An 18,730-nucleotide genomic window follows, 5' to 3' on the forward strand; every position below is an offset into this window, starting at 1 on the left:
CTATACATATTTTGAAAGTGAGCGAAAAGGGGATTATAGGACAAAGTTATGATTTGCCTGAGACCTAATAAAAGGGGAAATAAGCGATTTAAAGCCTGCCATATTAAATGGCAGTTTCAGACTGTGGACTAACTCGATAATAATTGAATTTGCCTGTTGATTTCCACTACAGGCACTCGCTTTCCGCGGGCGGTCCGCGAGCCTCCTTGGCGCCTTTACGCCTGCGGGGTCTCCCTTGGACGCGTATTCCTAAGCTGGAGTCTCGTACCTTCCGCTCCAATCCAATTGTTATAAAGTTTAGCTGAAACTCCTTTTGTCTACAATCTTTTATGTTTTTTTATTAACAAACCGAGACTCCATAATAGATGGCAGTTTTATAGAGAAACAAGCCCCTGACGGGATTCGAACCCGCACTCCTTTCGGTAAGCATAGGTTAGGGGAGAACACGCTTCCCTACGGATTTTCACCGGCAGGAATTGCACCTGCCTCAGCTTATTTGCTTTTCGGTGCTTCTGAAACCCTTACCTTGCGACCCGGTGGCTACAATGTTTTCCGGCGCTCTTCCCTTCTAGAGCTACAGGGGCAAATGTTCATTATTATTTTTTATTATCGATTCTTATATGATATTTTAAATCCATGTTTCATTAAAACAAGACTAAAAAAGCACAAACCATATGGCCTGTACCTTATATGTATCACCAAATTGAATGTTTTTAAAAGATGACCATCGTAAAGATAGGGTCGTTGTATGTAAACAATTTCTTCATTGCCACTAATGAAACCCTAAAGGGCACTGAGTTTTCAATCGTATATTTTAATCGCTTGAACCACTTTCCCTAAAATTCGTACGCGATCATTTTTGATATGATAGATTTTTTCTTCATAAAAAGGATCCGTGCTGCAGGGAGTTAGTGTGATGCTTTCTTCGTTAATATTTACTTTTTTGACAGTAGCATCGTACCCATTTACTAAGACCACACCAATTTTCCCATTATCGACGTAGGTTGTTTTTTCAACAAGGATCAAGGATCCGTCACTGAATTCTTTGTTCATGCTGTTGCCATTTACTCTAAGGAAAAAGTATTCTTGATCGGTTTTTAGCATGGAATTTAATGTCGGCATATACGCTTCTATATATTCATGGGTAAAATTTGGCTCTCCAGCATGGATATTTCCGTAGACACCAATTAATCTAACATTATTTTCGTTTAAAAATTCCATTGAAGGATTATTTTTAACGATAGGTGTTCCTTCAATGAGGTGAGAAAGAGGTACTTCAAAGCAGGTGGACATCATGCTCAATTTATCCATTAATGGCTTATTCCGCCCTGATTCCCAAGCTGAAACTGCCGTTGGGGCCACTTTTAATATTTTTGCCAAATCTTCTTGTGTCATTTTTCGTTCTTTTCTAAACATTTTAATCCGTTCACCAATGTGCATATTTCTTCACCTCTACCTCGAATATACACCATGAGTGAAAGTGAGTAAACTCAAAGTGCGTGAATTTTACAAAAAATTGTTGGAAACTATACTTCAAGTGTGATATTATTTTTATAATAGGGGGTGACAAGATATGACAAACGTTAAATTCACACTTAAACAAGCTAGGAAGTATAAAGGTATAACTCAAGAAGAAATGGCAAAAGTGCTAAAGATGGCCAAAAGGACCTACATTGACTATGAGCAATATAAGATTCCGTTGCGGATTGATAAGGCGTATATGTTTGCTGAATGTGTAGGATTCTCGATCGATGATATCATTTTTTTTGACCCTCACCTACACTTTAAATGTAGTTAAAGGGTCAAAGGCTAAATGTGCTTCATGACGATATGGAAAATCTTTTCATCGGCAACTCTAACCCGCCAAGGGGATACAAAAGTCCATATAAGTTTGGTGTAGTGGATGGAAAAGTTGCTGTAGGAGCAGCCGTTAGTACCATTGCGATTGGAAAGGGAATTCTCTTTAGCAATGTGTAAGGGTTTTGTTTAAAAAAGAGATTAATTGTGTATCTATTGGAAAAATTGTTGTCAAAAACACCAAGATTAGGGGCAATCGGATAGTGTCATATTCAAAGGAATTAGTACGGAGGTTCATAAATAGTCAAGCCCTTTATCCTTTGCGAGAAGGGCTTGTTCTCATTTTTACGTAAGGAACTTAAACTGCATGTGATGATAAGGTCTTCTTCCATAATTTCTAAAGCTCAACTGTGTCCTTATTGTGAAATCCTATTTTTGTACGTTGTGAAAAAAGAGAATCACTAAAAGTGGGGCATGAAGTTAAAGAAAATATCCCTCAAAGTTAAGCACTCTCCGCCAATCGAAATGAGTTTATAGAAATCGTCCGTAAGTAACAATGACGCATCCTCATACTTTATCTCTATATTAATGAATTCCTTCTAGTTTTTTTCTCCCATTTTTATAAAGATTGCAGGTAATGGATTGTAAAAGTACAAATATAAACTAATGAATGGATAAAGCAGACTTGGTAAAGGAGGACATAGATAATAGGAGATTCAAAATTACAAAGGATATGGGAGGAGATAACAATTGAAAAGGAATATAATCAATTATGTCATTTTTCTTGTCCTTATATTAACAATATTAATTATGGCAAAACCAGACATTTCCACAGCGGGAAAATTGAAGCCGCCTTCCGAAACTTTCAGCCCAGGGGATTGGTTTCTGGGAAGCATCCCTCCCAATCTTGACGTAAATAAACCACCTATCGTATTTGTTCAAGGGAAAAATGGCAGCTCAACAAGCTGGTACGGTGAAACGGATTATCATGGTATCAATGATATGTATACCAAAGCATATGAGGCTGGCTACCAAACCGTTTTTGTTCAGCTTTATGATTCAGCTGGTAATGGATCTGCTAGCCAATATGATAATGGTAGGCTGTTAGCATCCATGCTTGAGGAAATCAGTACCCATTTCGGCGGAGAAAAAGTAAATGTTATTGCTCACAGCAAAGGTGGACCAGACACCCAAGCGGCTCTTGTACACTATGGAGCCCACCAATATGTTGGCAGGATCATCACTTTAGCTTCTCCACATCACGGTTCTCATCTAGCTGATTTGGCTTATAGCTGGTATGCAGGTTGGCTTGGTTCGCTTTTAGGTCAAAAAGATGATGGAACATATTCTTTGCAAGTTGGCAAAATGGCGGAATTTCGCTCTGCCACGGACAACCATGTTAACTCTCGTAAAAACATGTATTTCACGGTGACAGGAATGAATAGAGGACCAGCACTTTCTGCTTTATCAATGGGGGGACAATATTTATCTACGTATGGAGAAAATGATGGTTTAGTGAATGTATGGAGTTCAAAAATTCCCTATGCGTCACATTTGTTTACTGATCCAAACTTAGATCACGATAATATTCGAGTGGGTTCAGCTGTATTTCCAAGAATTGAGCCCTATTTAAGAAGCGCTTCTACCGTTGAGCTTCCGAGTGTAATTGTAAAATATAAACAACAAGTTGAAGATGATGTCATTACAACCGCTCTCGCACAAACCGTTCTAGGCGGTGAACTGCAACAAAATATCTGGAACGAACAAAGTTTCCATGTAAATGAAGCAGCCCCAGGTATGATAACCATATATACAGCCTCAAAAGATGTTGAGGTTGAATTAATTTCTCCATCCAATAAAAGGCATTCGCCTTCGGTAAAAGTCCACTCTGCAAAAAATGAAGCTTCCTTTTTTAATGGTGCAACCATCCAAACATTTAATGGAAACAACCTTGAAATTGGGGACTGGAGAGTGCGAATGAAGACTAAGTCACCAACTGATGCATACCTGTTAACCGCACAATTTAACGAAAAGAATCCCATTACATTAAGCATGCCTGGAAAGGTTAAGCAAAAGGATGCGAAATTTTTAATAAAGAATCCTATCAATAATAAAAAAGGGCCAATCAGCACCACTTTTATGGTTCATTTGTTAGATGAATCCGGGAATGAAATTAATGAAAAAAGCTCTATTCAAGTAATGGACAAAGAAAATTTTTCAGGTACCCTTCCAGATGTACCTAAATCGGGTGTTTATAATGTAACGATTGATGTCATGGAAAAAAGTGTGAGTGGTGCTGAAAGAACCCGTACGCTAATTCGTTCTGTTTATATTGAAAAATAAGAAGAAGATGCCTTCTCTTTATTGAAGGCATCCCGGACCGAACGCTGAAAGCGAGTGCCTGGAGGCAACGTTCGAATTTACAAACCTAAAAAACTGAGACAAACTCAATTATTTTCGAGTTTGTCTACAGTCGAAGAAATAAATCAAGATCGTGAAAACAGTGGAAAGAAGCCTTTACCACCAGAAATTTATCAAGAAAGAAACCAAGGAGATTAATGAAAGTTCAACGGATCTTGAGAGTGGTTTCTATGTGAAAGATGAACGAACAAAACAGTTTGCCTATTCGTTCTTACAGCAGCATACCGCAATATAAATTGCGAGTGGTCGATGGCATAGATGCTGTGCAGTAGCCTATGGATTTAATAGATGAATGAATTTCATCGACGGCCATACACCTGATAGCTAATCTGTCTTTTCATTAGATGCTCTATAGGACAAAATGCCAGTTTTGAGCGCAGCGTAATTGCCTATGCTTGCATAGCCATAAAACCAGCCCATAAAAATTCCTGCAACCAAATGATTTCTATGGCTGATGAAAATGGAAATGAACAAGCCAAGAACTAATGCGATGGTAGGGATGAATTTTTTAGGAGTATGAAACAAAACCTTAATCAGTTGAGTTAGTATTATTATGGTAGGAATGGCTATCACTGCATCCCAAAAATTTGTATGGATGGTCGGGAAGTCCATAATTTCACCACCTTAAATTGGAAGATATACAAAATTAACTTTCACCATTTAGGTAGGATTTATACCACAGTAATTTTTACGAAAGAAGTCATTTATCAAAGAAAGGTAATTCGAACAGCTTTGAAGATTTTCAACGGTCAATTTATAAAGCCATCAATCCAAGGAAAGTAATGGATGTGATGGCTTTTTCTACGTTGGAGGATAAAATGGTTTAGGTGTCAACGGTACGCCAGTTTAACGATTCAGAAAATATCCAACTGGGTAGATAGAAATTTATATACTGCTGTCATAGTAGAAAATGACTACTGAGAAGCACAGAAAAATTCGATTTGGGCTATGGCTAAGAACCGAAATATAGAGAAGTATGATTCAGAATTGTTGAAGATAATCATACCGTCAAGATTCCGTCTTTGAGCCTGCCAAAGCATAGGATTTTATGGAAGTACAGATTTTTTAACTTGATCGGCGAAAGTGTAATGAATTTTATCTGAGTGGTGAATTTATTCCTCTCTTTTTTTAATTTAACAAAAGGTTACATTTACATAGGCTTCCACGCACCGAATGGCGATAGTTTACTTTCCTATCAACCTTAAAAGAAAAAGGGGAAATTGAAATAATCCTATAAAATTCCATACTATTAAAAAATAGTAATCAAAACCTAGTCTTACATATGCATAATGAGAGAGTTTGGGACATAAATTAAAACAAACAAAAAAAGCGCCTTTAGCGCTTTTAGTGTATTTGTCTATATAAGCCTATTACTTTTCCAAGTATCGAAACATCTCTTAAAATAATGGGTTCCATATTTGAGTTCTCAGGCTGAAGCCTTATGTAATCCGGTTCCTTAAAGAATCGTTTTACAGTGGCTTCATCATCTTCAGTCATGGCCACGACGATATCTCCGTTATTGGCACTGCTTTGTTGTTTCACGATGACATAATCCCCATCATGAATTCCTGCCTCGATCATACTCTCTCCCATGATTTCGAGCATGAATACATGGTCATCATGTGGAACCATGCTTTCGGGAAGCGGGAAGTATTCTTCTATGTTCTCAATGGCCGTAATCGGCATGCCCGCTGTTACTTTTCCAAGTAAAGGTACGTTCACGACATTCGTTTTCGGAATACTGTTGGCTTCTTCTAAATTCAGGATTTCAATGGCCCTCGGCTTGGTAGGGTCACGTCTTATCAGCCCTTTGCTTTCCAGGCGGGATAAATGTCCGTGAACTGTTGAACTTGATGCAAGTCCCACTGCTTCGCCAATCTCCCTTACGGAAGGTGGATACCCTTTTTGGCGGACTTCTTCTTTAATGAAATCAAGAATATCTTGCTGCCGTTTTGATAGTTTAGTCATTTTTGCACCTCTTCTCCAATGTTCTTTGCTTTATTATATCATGGCCCCCATCTCTATACAAACATAAGTTCGAATTTTGTTATTGACTGAAACAAACGTTCGTATTATAATTTGAATATAACATACGAACGAACATTCGCTTTGGAGGGATATTTATGAAAAATTTATACAAAAACTATATTTATACGATTCTATTAGCGGGATCTGTATTCATCTTTTCAATTTTATTCTCTTGCACATTAAATAACGATCAAAAAAAGGATTTCCTTTCTATAGAAGTAAGTGAAGGTGACACCTTATGGGGAATTGCCGAAGAATATGAAGAAGCTAATTTGACAAAAAAAGAATTCATTGGTTGGATAGAAGAGCATAATGGGGTCAGGGCGGATTCAATTAAACCTGGTCAAGTCATTGTCATTCCTGTTAAAGGGGAAGAACTTGTTCAGAATTTGGCAAGTGAGCAGTAAGTAGCGAAGGTAGGGTATTATGAAGGCAATAATCTATTGCAGGGTTAGCACAGAAAAAGAGTCGCAGGAAACATCATTGGCAAGGCAGGAAGATGAATTGGTCAAATTGGCAGAGAAGATGGATGTAGAAGTTGTTTCCATAATAAAAGAACAGGCTAGTGGTTATGAGTTAAACCGTGATGGCATTTTTGACATGCTTGAACTATTTAAAACCAAAGAAGCTGAAGTTCTATTAATCCAAGACGAAACAAGGCTGGGGAGAGGGAATGCGAAAATTGCCCTCTTCCATGTCATTCTTAAAGAAGGCGTGAAAGTTTATACTCTCTCACACGATGGGGAACTTGAGTTATCGGATTCAGATGCCATGGTCATCCAGATAGTCGGTATTGTCGAAGAATATCAAAGGAAATTACATAATTTGAAAATAAAACGCGGCATGTTAAGAGCCGTTGAAAAAGGATACCGCCCTCAAAAAAATCTTCATAATCAGAGGAATTCTACCGGCAGGGAACGTAAGGAGATTCCTATTGAAGAAATTATTAAACTTCGGGCTAATGGATTGACGTTTGCAGAAATCGCAGCCACTTTAAGGGGCTTTGGCTACCATGTATCTAAAGCTACTGTGAACCGACGCTTTCTTGAACATCAACAAAATACACAGGAAAGTCAATCTTAGAACTTGTAATTTCGCTTTTTTTTTAATACCATGACAATATCCGCAGATTATGAAGGAGCGAAATTATGCTATCACAAGAAAAATTAACACGTATTAATGAACTTTCTAAAAAAGCAAAGGAAGAAGGCTTAACGGAAGTTGAGGCGAAAGAGCAAACACAATTAAGAAGTGAGTATTTGGAAACATTTAGACGGTCCATGTCCAATACGTTGGAGCATGTAAAAATTGTCGATCCAGAAGGTAATGATGTCACTCCTCAAAAGATAAAAGATATAAAAGATAAAAGAAACTTACATTAATGCTTGGAATTTTCTGATGGTACACTCCATTGGAAGATTCTTTTTGCTTTATGATTAATAAGAAATTGCATTCATGTATGTATTCTCCCATTTAGTTTAATCTAAATAGGGGACTTCCAAATTTTTTTAAAAATTGAAGTATTGAGGTAGTAAATAGTGATTTTAGTTGTGATATTATGCAGGTCACTATAATATAAAGAGGTACATTACAGGAAGGGATGTTTTACAATATGTTAGATAAATTAGATGCACTTTCCATCAATACGATTCGTACATTATCGATTGATGCAATTGAAAAGGCTAATTCAGGTCATCCAGGTATGCCAATGGGTGCAGCGCCAATGGCGTATAAACTATGGACTGAATACATGAATCATAACCCAAAAAATCCAGATTGGTTTAATAGAGATCGCTTTGTTCTTTCAGCTGGTCATGGATCTATGCTGTTATACAGCCTTCTTCATTTATCAGGATATGGCTTATCTATCGATGATTTGAAAAGCTTCCGCCAATGGGGCAGCAAAACTCCAGGTCATCCTGAATTCGGACATACTGCTGGTGTAGATGCAACGACAGGACCGCTCGGGCAAGGGATTGCAATGGCAGTTGGTATGGCAATGGCAGAACGCCACTTGGCAGAAAGCTATAACCGTGATTCATATAATGTTGTCGATCACTTTACATATAGCATTTGTGGAGATGGAGATTTAATGGAAGGCGTTTCTGCAGAAGCCGCTTCATTAGCCGGACATCTTCAACTTGGAAGACTTGTTGTTTTATATGATTCTAATGACATTTCCCTTGATGGCGACTTAAGCCAATCATTTAGTGAAAGTGTAGCAGACCGGTTCAAATCTTATGGCTGGCAATATATCCGTGTTGAGGATGGCAATGATCTTCAGGGAATTGCTAAAGCGATTGAAGAAGCGAAATCTGATGATACACGCCCAACATTAATAGAAGTGAAAACCGTTATTGGTTACGGTTCACCAAACCGTTCAGGTAAATCTGCTGTTCACGGCGCTCCGCTTGGTGCAGATGAGCTGAAGCTGACTAAGGAAGCATATAAATGGACATTTGAAGAGGATTTCTACGTTCCTGAAGAAGTGTATTCACATTTCAATGAAGCTTGTGTAGATGCAGGCGCTCAAAAAGAAGAAGCATGGAACGAATTGTTCAAAAATTATAAAGAAGCACATCCTGAGTTAGCTGAACAATTGGAGTTAGCAATCAAAGGTGAAATGCCTGCTGAATGGGATCAGGATATTCCGGTCTATGAAGAAGGTAAAACATTAGCTTCCCGTGCTTCAAGTGGGGAAGTATTAAATGCGATTGCCAAAAGAGTTCCTAGCTTCATCGGTGGTTCAGCAGATTTAGCTGGGTCTAATAATACTGCCATCAAAGGTGAGACAGATCTATTACCAGGCAATTACAGTGGTCGTAATATCTGGTTTGGTGTACGTGAGTTTGCTATGGGGGCGGCTTTGAATGGGATGACCCTTCACGGTGGATTAAAAGTGTACGGGGGAACATTCTTCGTATTCTCTGATTACTTACGTCCTGCCATAAGAATGGCAGCATTGATGGGCTTACCTGTTACTTATGTTTTCACCCATGACAGCATTGCTGTAGGGGAAGATGGACCGACACATGAGCCAATTGAACAGTTGGCATCATTACGGGCTATGCCGAACCTGGGCGTTATCCGTCCAGCTGATGGTAATGAAACGGCAGCAGCTTGGAAAGTGGCTATGGAGTCTACAAATAAACCAACTGCCCTTGTACTTACACGTCAAGGATTACCAACAATAAAAGACACTTCCGAAACTGCTTATGAAGGTGTTTCCAAAGGGGCTTACATCATCTCCGCTTCTAAGAAAGAAGTAGCCGATGCATTACTCCTTGCGACAGGTTCCGAAGTGAACTTGGCTGTAGAAGCACAGAAAGCTTTAGCAACAGAAGGAATTGAAGTTTCGGTAATCAGCATGCCATCATGGGATCGATTTGAAACTCAATCTAAAGAATATAAACAAAGTGTAATTAATCCGGCAGTGAAAAAACGTCTAGCCATCGAAGTGGCGTCACCTTTTGGTTGGGATCGTTATGCAGGTGATGAGGGTGAAATATTGGCCATCAATCATTTTGGAGCTTCTGCACCAGGCGGTAAGATCATGCAAGAGTTTGGTTTCACTGTAGAAAATGTAGTTGCTCGTGTTAAAGAAATGCTTAAATAAAAGTAAGGGAACTGACACCAACTGGTATGGTGTCAGTTTTTTTATCGAAATTTATTCATGTATGTTGAAAGTGCACCTATTCTACGGAAAATCTTTCATTCGACAAAAAAAGAAGAAAATTTCTCCAGCAAACAACATATCTTGTTGGTTTGTCAATATATAATGAGAATAATTAATTTTCGTTTAAATGTGTCAATTAAAGGGGAAAGTCATTATGAATAGAAAATAATGGAAGGTCCTGGTGTTAAGTTGTTCTGGTTACCAAAATAGGAAAGCTAGGAGGCATTGGCTGATGAGAACCTATCAGATTTTTTTAATCGAAGATGAATTTGCCCATCATTATTATGGAAGAGAAAAGCTATTTTTCAATTTGTTTTTGGAGCATATTCAAGCAAGGGGCCGATTGAAGAGTATTTTGCAAAAACAAATCGAATTTGTCACCAAGACAGTCCCCATTCTCCAATTGCAGGTAGCCGTTGAACAACGCTTGCAAAAAAAGATGAATTTTTGGTCTCGAAATGGAAAATACTATCTTGAAAAAACAAACGGATCGAGTAAAGCCGTTTTAATTATCCAGGATGAATCCATTACACTTAAAGCAGAAGGAGATTATGAAGCAGAGACAGCTTTCTTTGAATGCATTCGAAAATACGAAGCGAGTTTTCTGGCCATTGATTTTGAACATGAAAAATACGGCTGGTTAAAACCGATAAAAGAAAGAAAATTTGTCTAAATGGGGGACTTTTCAGTAGCGGGTATTGTATAATAACCTTTGGTCTAGTACACTGATGTTAGACAACACGAAGGAGGAAATAGTATGTGGGTTTACATTCTAGTTGGCGTACTGGCATTGATTGCTGGATTAGTGCTGGGATTTTTCATCGCTCGTAAATACATGATGGATTACTTAAAGAAAAATCCGCCAATTAACGAACAGATGCTGAAAATGATGATGATGCAAATGGGTATGAAACCATCCCAAAAGAAAATTAATCAAATGATGAGTGCAATGAATAAACAACAAACAAAATAAACCTTGTGGCTCTAGGTTTTAACAATTGATTGATAGCAATTATAAGATAAGCAAATCATAAACTACCTTGAAGAGTGAATCTTTCATCATAAATTTTCCTTGTTTTTGCTTTATCTTTCATTTATTAATCCGAAACCTCTTTCTCTGATTGAAAATACAGAGAAAGAGGTTTTTTGTTAGTTTAGAGGAAGAAAATGGAATAACCACAAGTATAAGGTTCAATAGAGAAACCATGAAGAAGGCATGAGAAAGAAAGAAGGATCTTCTAAATAAAAATGAAGCAAGTAGAAAGCAATAGTACCCAAGACTTAAGACTATATAGATGATGGAATGGATGTATAATCGTAGAATCATGGTTGAAACACTTCATGCAAATAAAGTGGATAAATAGAGGGACCGATGCCGTGAAGAAACTCATGATGACATACATTATTTTAGAGCATTAAAAAAGGTAGGAAAAAGCAAATTTGATCTATATGATATGTGTATGGGTAATTTGGCAGGGAGTTAAAGAGTGGGTTTTTTACGCAGTTTAGGTAAAGGTCTTGGCATTATTGCAGGTACAGTTGTTGGTGGCCCGATTAAATTGGTGGGAGAAGTTACTGGAGCAAGATTACTTGAGGATAGTGGAGACGGAGTAAAAAAGGCTTCCACATTTACTGGAGATACATGGGGGACTTTTACAGACGGAGCAGTTAATACGGTTTCAGGAATCGTTCAAGATGATTAGAATAAATGTGATAAGGGATTAAATAACATGGGAGATGCAGTTGGCAGAACGGCCAAGGGAGTTTACTATACAGCTAAAAATGCCGTGAAGAACAGTGGAGAAGTGGTTGTTGGAGCTATAGATGGCGATATGGAAATGGTGAAGGGGCGTTAGGCCTTATTACTACTGTAGCTGTTGGAGTGGTGGATATAATGGATGATACAGATGGAGGATCTTCTGAAAGTGGTGTTACTCTTGATGATACAGATAATAAGATTCCTGGCACTAATGAGGTAAGTCCTGGTTATGTTGATGACTATACAAGATCAGATGGTACAGCAGTATCAGGTTATTATCGTGATGGAGATGGCGATCCCGATACTCAATTAACCGTAGAACAAGGCGGAGGTTATGAACAGTCCAATCCTGATGAGACTCCCAATAACAATATAAAATTCTAATACATAACATAATCTCTTGCTTTTAAGTAAAGTAAGGGAATTTTTACTTTGTTTCCCCGGAATGATAACTTTATCTCCAGGTTTGACTCCTGAACTTTCTTTGAAAATAATCAAAAATAATGAATAAGACCTTTTGAACAACGAAAGATAAGGAAGTAATTTTAAAGTAAAGGAGAGATACCTTTAATGGGAATATTAGAAATGCGGGAGAATCAGGTGATTGCAACTGCCTTTTTATTACTGACTAATCAGGAATAAGAAATACTCCATTCGCAATAACTGAAACAGCTAAGCCTGAATTGAGGGCCGCATTACGGGAAAAGCTAAGGGCAGTTGTATCAACAAACGGGGCCATTAGTGAGATTATATGGTCTCTAGAGGTTCTTATCATCCCGAGGATATTAGTGATCAATCACAAGTGAATGTAAGAGCGACTAATGCGGCAATAACCCTTTCACAACAATGGTCAATGAAAACTCCTATCCTAAGTGTATAGGGGGAGAATTTCAATGCAATGAAAAAGTAATCAACAAAGTTGAATAGGCTGTTCAGTTTTTTGAGTTGACTTAATCAACTGTAAAGATTAAAATTACAGTAATCTCCTTGAGGAGGATGCAAAAAGTGAATAGTGATTTTACAATAGCTGTGCATAGTTTGGTCTATTTAGCTTATCTACCAGATCATATGGCAAGCAGTGAGTCTATCGCAGAAAACGTTTGTACAAACTCGGCAAGGATTCGGAAAATGATGAGCTGCTTGCGAAATAAAGGATTCGTTAAGACTAAAGAGGGTGTTGGCGGTGGCTATATTCTTGACTGCAATCCTGAAGAGGTAAGTTTGGCTGATATCTATATTACGGTCTCACATGGAACCTTGAAGCCTAAGTGGTGTACAGGTGATCCGGAGAAACAATGTGTGATTTCTTCCAATACCCAAGTGGTGATGGATCAAATATTTGATGAAGCTGAATTATATTTTGAGAAATATTTAGAGAATATAACCCTAAGCACTTTTTTGAAAAAAATTAAACAATGTCCGTGATATTGATTTAATTTTTTTCTTTGCACTTACTGTATATTTTATTTTTACAGTTAATAAACTATAACTTATAGCGTGAAAGCCAAATGAACATATAAGGGGTGTTATGGATATGACCGAAAATAATCTATTTGAAAATGGTGATTGGGTACAAGGAAGATCAAGAGACGGGGAACTAATCCATGGTTTCATTGAAATAATAAATGATAATCGAGAAATCGTTAAAGTGAATGTTGTGGAAAGTGACAATGAAAAAACGGTTGGGAAATCAATTTGGATTCCGAGTAAATGGACTGAAAAGCTTCCGGATTTAGATGTTAGTAACGAAAGTCATCTTATGGCATTAATTGATTTGGCTTTACTTTCTAAAGATGAGACGTGGTTTATGGAGTTATCTGGTAAATTGGAATCAATTAAAATCCACCCAAAAATAAAGGCTAAGAAATCCGAGTTTTTCACCTCGGAAAATAGAATCAGGAATCTCGATTTAAATAGATGATGAGTCAAAACCATAAAAATTTCAGATAATACAAGGAGGAAATGATTATGACAATCGAACATGTAACAGATGATAATTTTGCTAGTGAAATAAAAGAAGGTTTAGTCCTGGTTGATTTTTGGGCACCTTGGTGCGGTCCATGTAAAATGATTGCACCAGTGCTTAATGAAATTGATGATGAAATGGGTGATCAGGTTAAGATCGTAAAACTTAATGTGGATGAAAATTCAAATACTACAAGCGAATATGGAGTGATGGGAATTCCAGCCCTAATTCTTTTCAAAGGTGGAGAAAAGGTAGATCAAGCTATTGGACTCCAGCCCAAGGAGGCAATTTCGGCATTAATTGAAAAGCATGCATGATTTTTTGTTGATTTTAACATTCGTGATATGTGATGTAGTATTAAAGCTTATATTAACAAGCACTTGTAAAAGGGCAGAAAACATAATTTAAATGGAGGATTACCTAATGAATTCTAAATATACACCATTGTTTGAATCATTCAATTTAGGAAAAGGGTTAGAAGTGAAAAATCGATTGGTGATGGCGCCTATGACAAATTTCTCTTCGAATCCTGACGGGACGGTAACTGATGCGGAAGTTAAGTATTATGAACGCCGGTCAAACGGGGTGGGCATGGTTATAACAGCATGCACATATGTGACGGCCAATGGTAAAGGTTTTCATGGTGAATTTGGCGCAGATACGGATGAAATGATTCCTAGTTTACGTCGTTTGGCTTCTGCCATTAAAGCAAAAGGTGCAAAAGCCATTCTACAAATATTTCATGGCGGCCGCGAGGTTCCACCGGAATTAGTACCGAATGGTGATGTTGTAAGTGCAGGCAATATCCCGTCGGAAGGCGAAGGGAAACCTGTACCACGTCAACTGATTGAAAAGGAAATTGAATCGATCATTCTTGATTTTGGTGAAGCTACTCGACGGGCCATTGAAGCTGGTTTTGATGGAGTCGAAATTCACGGTGCCAATGGTTACTTGCTTCAACAATTCTTTTCACCTCATTCAAACCGTCGTGAAGACAAGTGGGGAGGTACCCTTGAAAAACGTCTGACTTTTCCATTAGCGGTAGTTGACGAAGTGAAAAAGGCAGTTGCTGAGCATGCCAAAAATCCGTTCATCGTAGGATATCGCTTTTCACCAGAGGAGCCTGAAACACCAGGAATCACTATGGATGATACACTTGCATTAGTTGATGGACTTGCGAAAAAGAATCTGGATTATCTTCATGTTTCATTAATGGATTTCTGGTCAAAAGCAAGACGTGGAGCAGAGGTTGAACGAGCTCGAATAGAAATTATTAAAGAACGTGTCGGAGATCAAGTTCCCGTCATCGGTGTAGGATCCATCTATACAGCAGATGATGCGATCAAAGCATTTCAATCTGGCGTTCCATTAATCGCATTGGGCCGTGAACTCATAATCGACCCTGAGTGGGTACAAAAAGTGGAACAAGGAAGAGAATCAAAAATCATAACAAAGATTAACAAGGATAACCAGCAGCAACTTGAGATTCCAGATCCATTATGGCAAGCGATCATCCACTCTCCAGGATGGTTTCCAGGGATTGAATAAGTAGACGTTCATATATTAGTGATAGTAAATGATGTTCAATGAATTGATCGTAGTTGGATAGACGAAAAAAACCAACAATCGTATTGAGGAATCCCCCGGAAAACGGACACACATCAAAAAGTGTTCCATTCGGGGGTTTTTAGTGTGGATGAAGGGTTTTTTAGAATATATATAAAGGTATATCATAGTTGCTTCAGGATGATTTAAGGCAAGCTTTTACGAATATAAAAAGGGAAAGACCGCTCACGGCTACGCCTTTTCATTAACCAGTGGTTTATTATGGTGGAATTTGTAAGGGGAAACCCGAACTTGTTTATAGCGCTTGCATGATATATTTGAAAGGTTTGGTGAGGCAGTTAGATTCCTTTTCAGAGCGCCTTAGAATAGGTAGGCGGAACACTTCTCTTCACAATCTGTAGAAGGACCAACTTAGGATGGCCGCAAAAAAATAACAGAAAAGATCACCCAATAATGGCTGATCTTTTCTGTTATTTTCTTTTTAATAGAATGGCTAGTATTAATGAAACTTGTATGGAAATTATAATTAAAAGAGACAATATAAAATGTTCATCTAAAGATGCATCATAGCTAAGGATAAAAAATAAAACTACTGATATTACTAGAATGAAAATGAAATTAATAATGATTTGCCTCATAGTCCCCCCGTTCTAACAACAGATCAATAAGATAGCGTTAATGCATATGACCTTGTATCTGTAGCTGTAGTTGGTGTAATAGATAAGCCGGCCGGATAAACGGACACAGAAGGTGTACCAGCAACTCTTCTATGACCATATGCTAGTTTTATGTTTATTTTACCATTTTTAGATGTAGGAACATATACGTATTGTCCAATATACCCTTTATGCTTAGTTTTACTAGTAGAAGCTTTTAAATCATATGAACCAGCCACACCAGCACTTGGTTCCCAATTACTTGGAGAATATTTGATTGCATAATCAATCCAACGTCCATTTCCTTGTTGATCTTGAGAATATCTGTGTTGGTGTTGTTTTACTTTTCCTCCACTAGTAGGCAAATATAGTCCTGAACTTGAAGGGAAACCAATAGTCATTTTATCAACTAAATTATAGGAAGGTGTTTTTAACCATTGAAAGTTACCGTATATATAAAATTTATCTTCTTTTGATCGATCACTTTTTACTTTATATACAGTTCCACCTAATTTTAAAGTTGTGGCAGCGATAGAAGCAAAATTACTAATTTGCATTTGACCTGACTGATTAAATTCTGGTATATATATTTCCATAATTTCTGTTCCAGAATCAATAACTTCAGCTTCCTCTTCAATTAATTGTCTTGAAACCTCAACAGGTAATTCCTCGGATTCTTCTTTAGTATTGCCAACTTCATTTACAAGATAATCTAACTCTTCTTGTGTGAGTTTCACATCACTAACGTTTGTACCATTTTCCTCAGCAAATCCAACTGTAGCAAAACTAAAAGAAAATAAAAATACGGCCACTACTGATAAAAACCTCATTTATTCTGCCCCCTTTTACTTTATTAGTACTATTTTTCTGTTTTGAAATGTTAAATATCATCTGAGCAATGTGTTAATCTAGTGGAATTTTTTTGTTTTTAAAGAATATATCTCAATCGTATGCAACTGAACATTAGAAAACTTTTATGAACATATCTAGATGAGTTGATTCCTAAAACCCTCGGATAGGAGTACTTTAACTCTCCCTGGGGGAATATTTCTTTCATCAAAGAATAGGTGTTCTATTGATTCATTGAGGCCACTCTGGAGATAAAATAAACCATCATGTGATCTGATCATTCTCACTATTACTGTACCTTACTTTTACTGGTTTTTGATTTTAGTTTTGAGATGTGATATTTCAAATTTGAATGAAAAACCACCTATTTTTTCTTGTGTATTCTGCTTATATTCACCAATAAAATAATTTGAGCATAAGTTCTGTAAAAACATCCAAAACAGGAGAGGAGTAACTGGATGATGGAAAATAGGATACGTTAGTCCGCAAGTATTCATGGCATTAAACCAGAAAAATGTGAAAAGGTGTAATTATCTATGGAGGGTTTGAAGGGAAAAAGTCTCCATCCTAGGCTATAATTCCTCCCGTACAATTTCGCTCTCACAGGTGGTTTTTATTTCATTATTGACACAACATATTTTATATTGGGGACAACATCCATCCCTATTTCCTTTACACCACAATCGAAGTACGTTTGCTCGAGATGTATGCTAGCCTATAGATAATGAATTACTTTTTATAGATAGATATCTTAACGACTTATATTGAGGTCTAAAAATCGCTGAATCTTTAAACCTTTAAATGGTGCTCTTAAGAAATCACTTATAACTTCAATCAAAATTATGAAGTCTAGTGTTCAAGTAGATTTGTAATGACCAATGAACTATCTCGATAATTTCATAGAACAGAATACGTGATAGACAGTTACCAAATGAAAGAGGTATCTTTTTGAAAAAGAATCGCAATTTTTGTTCAAGATAAACAGGTTAAAAAAGGGAACTTCAAGAAATACGCTATTAGGTTTTTAAGAAATGAAAAAAACTTGTATTACCTTTTTAAAATAGATATATGGATGAACTGAAGATAAACTTTCTACTGATAGATTTAATAAGAAGAAAATTCAAAAAAGCTAGCATGAAAAAAATTCTAGTTTTCAAGGTTATTTATGGGAGAAAAAATGAACTGATACAATCTCATTTAAAATTATTCATTATCTACACATGATAAAAGATAAAAAAATATTCGAATAGAAGCTGACAAGAAAGGGTATCAACTTGTGGAGAAGCACTCAGAGAATTCTTAAAATGGATAAAACCCTATTGTTGGAGGATGACATTAAGCATTCATGCCAAAGATTAGAATCTAGTGCAAAAATAATTTAATTGAGGCGCACAGCCTATATAATCTGTTGCTTTCGTCAGGCGAAAATGAGGAGAATAGAGAAAAGAAAAAACACGGAGTGGTTTAACCAACTCCGTGTTTTAATAATGTATGGATTACTATTCTATGCTCCATTCTTTAAAATAGAAAGGAATCAAGTGAGTAGGGGCCAGCTCCAGTTATCGCTACACCAATCGCCACTGCAAGGATGGCAAGATTATATTCATAACCGTTTTGGGTTGCCCAGTATCCATTTGCACCGTGAACTTTAACGATTGCAACCAGCATTGTAAGTGCAATTAATATGCCTGCTAGTGGTGTAAGAAGACCTAAAGCAAATAACGCACCGCCAATTAGCTCTGATAAACCAGCAAATAGGGCCATGGTAACTCCTGGCTTCATGCCAATCGAGTCAAACCAGCCTCCAGTACCTTTTAAGCCATGACCGCCAAACCAACCGAACAATTTTTGAGCACCATGACCAACAAACGATAAACCAATTACTACACGTATAACTAATAAACCTATACCAATCATTTATGATTCCTCCTGGATTTTATATTGAATTTAGATATTTTTAATTCGAGATTATTGCGAAAAAAATAATGAATTATCTCGAATTAGTTTATCTT

General features: G+C 37.2%; 21 protein-coding genes and 1 pseudogene. 17 read left to right on the forward strand and 5 right to left on the reverse strand.

Translation table 11 applies throughout. The annotated features are described in order from the left end of the window. Positions 1–801 precede the first annotated feature (801 nt). A complete protein-coding gene (locus tag ACFWE9_RS13930) occupies positions 802–1,440 on the reverse strand; it encodes a LexA family protein (RefSeq protein WP_230159757.1) in 639 nt (212 codons plus the stop codon). 133 nt (positions 1,441–1,573) lie between these two features. Between ACFWE9_RS13930 and ACFWE9_RS13935 the strand changes: the two genes are divergently transcribed. The 4 genes and pseudogenes from ACFWE9_RS13935 to ACFWE9_RS13950 all read left to right on the forward strand — a co-directional run. Then, on the forward strand, positions 1,574–1,798 hold the full coding sequence (locus tag ACFWE9_RS13935; RefSeq protein WP_230159755.1) for a helix-turn-helix transcriptional regulator: 225 nt from the start codon (positions 1,574–1,576) through the stop codon (positions 1,796–1,798). Between the two features lie 17 nt (positions 1,799–1,815). Next, on the forward strand, positions 1,816–1,977 hold the full coding sequence (locus ACFWE9_RS13940) for a hypothetical protein (protein ID WP_230159753.1): 162 nt from the start codon (positions 1,816–1,818) through the stop codon (positions 1,975–1,977). Between the two features lie 630 nt (positions 1,978–2,607). Next, positions 2,608–4,140, forward strand: coding sequence for an esterase/lipase family protein (locus ACFWE9_RS13945; RefSeq protein WP_356714738.1), 1,533 nt, complete (start codon positions 2,608–2,610; stop codon positions 4,138–4,140). Between the two features lie 132 nt (positions 4,141–4,272). Further along, a pseudogene (locus tag ACFWE9_RS13950) lies at positions 4,273–4,429 on the forward strand (IS5/IS1182 family transposase); the annotation flags it as partial. A gap of 113 nt (positions 4,430–4,542) precedes the next feature. On the opposite strand, the gene ACFWE9_RS13955 reads toward ACFWE9_RS13950, so the two are convergent. Continuing rightward, positions 4,543–4,830, reverse strand: a complete 288-nt coding sequence (locus ACFWE9_RS13955; RefSeq protein ID WP_230159748.1) for a hypothetical protein — start codon at positions 4,828–4,830, stop codon at positions 4,543–4,545. Positions 4,831–5,562: 732 nt separating this feature from the next. Then, positions 5,563–6,186, reverse strand: coding sequence for a transcriptional repressor LexA (lexA, locus tag ACFWE9_RS13960; protein WP_230159747.1), 624 nt, complete (start codon positions 6,184–6,186; stop codon positions 5,563–5,565). A gap of 155 nt (positions 6,187–6,341) precedes the next feature. Between lexA and yneA the strand changes: the two genes are divergently transcribed. The 13 genes from yneA (at position 6,342) to ACFWE9_RS14025 (ending at position 15,195) form a co-directional block, all read left to right on the forward strand. Then, a complete protein-coding gene (gene yneA, locus ACFWE9_RS13965; RefSeq protein ID WP_230159745.1) occupies positions 6,342–6,653 on the forward strand; it encodes a cell division suppressor protein YneA in 312 nt (103 codons plus the stop codon). A gap of 19 nt (positions 6,654–6,672) precedes the next feature. Next, complete coding sequence (locus ACFWE9_RS13970) at positions 6,673–7,329, forward strand: YneB family resolvase-like protein (RefSeq protein ID WP_230159737.1); 657 nt, start codon at positions 6,673–6,675, stop codon at positions 7,327–7,329. A 65-nt stretch (positions 7,330–7,394) separates the two neighbouring features. Then, a complete protein-coding gene (locus ACFWE9_RS13975; RefSeq protein WP_230159735.1) occupies positions 7,395–7,628 on the forward strand; it encodes a DUF896 domain-containing protein in 234 nt (77 codons plus the stop codon). A 230-nt stretch (positions 7,629–7,858) separates the two neighbouring features. Continuing rightward, the gene (tkt, locus tag ACFWE9_RS13980) at positions 7,859–9,862 is read left to right on the forward strand and encodes a transketolase (RefSeq protein ID WP_230159733.1); all 2,004 of its coding nucleotides are present in this window, start codon (positions 7,859–7,861) and stop codon (positions 9,860–9,862) included. Positions 9,863–10,154: 292 nt separating this feature from the next. After that, entirely contained in the window at positions 10,155–10,595 is a 441-nt protein-coding gene (sirA, locus tag ACFWE9_RS13985) for a sporulation inhibitor of replication protein SirA (protein ID WP_230159731.1), read from the forward strand. Between the two features lie 84 nt (positions 10,596–10,679). Further along, positions 10,680–10,895, forward strand: coding sequence for a YneF family protein (locus ACFWE9_RS13990; RefSeq protein ID WP_230159729.1), 216 nt, complete (start codon positions 10,680–10,682; stop codon positions 10,893–10,895). A 514-nt stretch (positions 10,896–11,409) separates the two neighbouring features. Then, positions 11,410–11,625, forward strand: a complete 216-nt coding sequence (locus ACFWE9_RS13995) for a hypothetical protein (protein WP_377357262.1) — start codon at positions 11,410–11,412, stop codon at positions 11,623–11,625. Positions 11,626–11,652: 27 nt separating this feature from the next. Next, entirely contained in the window at positions 11,653–11,778 is a 126-nt protein-coding gene (locus tag ACFWE9_RS14000) for a hypothetical protein (RefSeq protein ID WP_377357264.1), read from the forward strand. Between the two features lie 38 nt (positions 11,779–11,816). Beyond that, complete coding sequence (locus ACFWE9_RS14005) at positions 11,817–12,065, forward strand: hypothetical protein (RefSeq protein WP_377357266.1); 249 nt, start codon at positions 11,817–11,819, stop codon at positions 12,063–12,065. Positions 12,066–12,686: 621 nt separating this feature from the next. Continuing rightward, positions 12,687–13,106 (forward strand): RrF2 family transcriptional regulator, encoded by a 420-nt coding sequence (locus ACFWE9_RS14010; protein ID WP_230159724.1) that lies wholly within the window; start codon positions 12,687–12,689, stop codon positions 13,104–13,106. A gap of 109 nt (positions 13,107–13,215) precedes the next feature. Continuing rightward, entirely contained in the window at positions 13,216–13,602 is a 387-nt protein-coding gene (locus tag ACFWE9_RS14015) for an IDEAL domain-containing protein (RefSeq protein ID WP_230159722.1), read from the forward strand. 47 nt (positions 13,603–13,649) lie between these two features. Then, positions 13,650–13,964, forward strand: a complete 315-nt coding sequence (gene trxA, locus ACFWE9_RS14020) for a thioredoxin (protein ID WP_377357268.1) — start codon at positions 13,650–13,652, stop codon at positions 13,962–13,964. 106 nt (positions 13,965–14,070) lie between these two features. After that, positions 14,071–15,195 carry an NADH-dependent flavin oxidoreductase gene (locus tag ACFWE9_RS14025; RefSeq protein ID WP_377357270.1) on the forward strand — a complete coding sequence of 375 codons (1,125 nt, stop codon included), beginning with the start codon at positions 14,071–14,073 and terminating at the stop codon, positions 15,193–15,195. A gap of 679 nt (positions 15,196–15,874) precedes the next feature. Here the strand turns inward: ACFWE9_RS14025 and ACFWE9_RS14030 are convergent. Then, complete coding sequence (locus tag ACFWE9_RS14030) at positions 15,875–16,699, reverse strand: hypothetical protein (RefSeq protein WP_230159716.1); 825 nt, start codon at positions 16,697–16,699, stop codon at positions 15,875–15,877. A gap of 1,537 nt (positions 16,700–18,236) precedes the next feature. Next, positions 18,237–18,635 (reverse strand): DoxX family protein, encoded by a 399-nt coding sequence (locus tag ACFWE9_RS14035; protein WP_230159714.1) that lies wholly within the window; start codon positions 18,633–18,635, stop codon positions 18,237–18,239. Positions 18,636–18,730: the final 95 nt, after the last annotated feature.

Source organism: Peribacillus sp. NPDC060253, assembly GCF_042727425.1.
GTDB lineage: Bacteria > Bacillota > Bacilli > Bacillales > DSM-1321 > Peribacillus.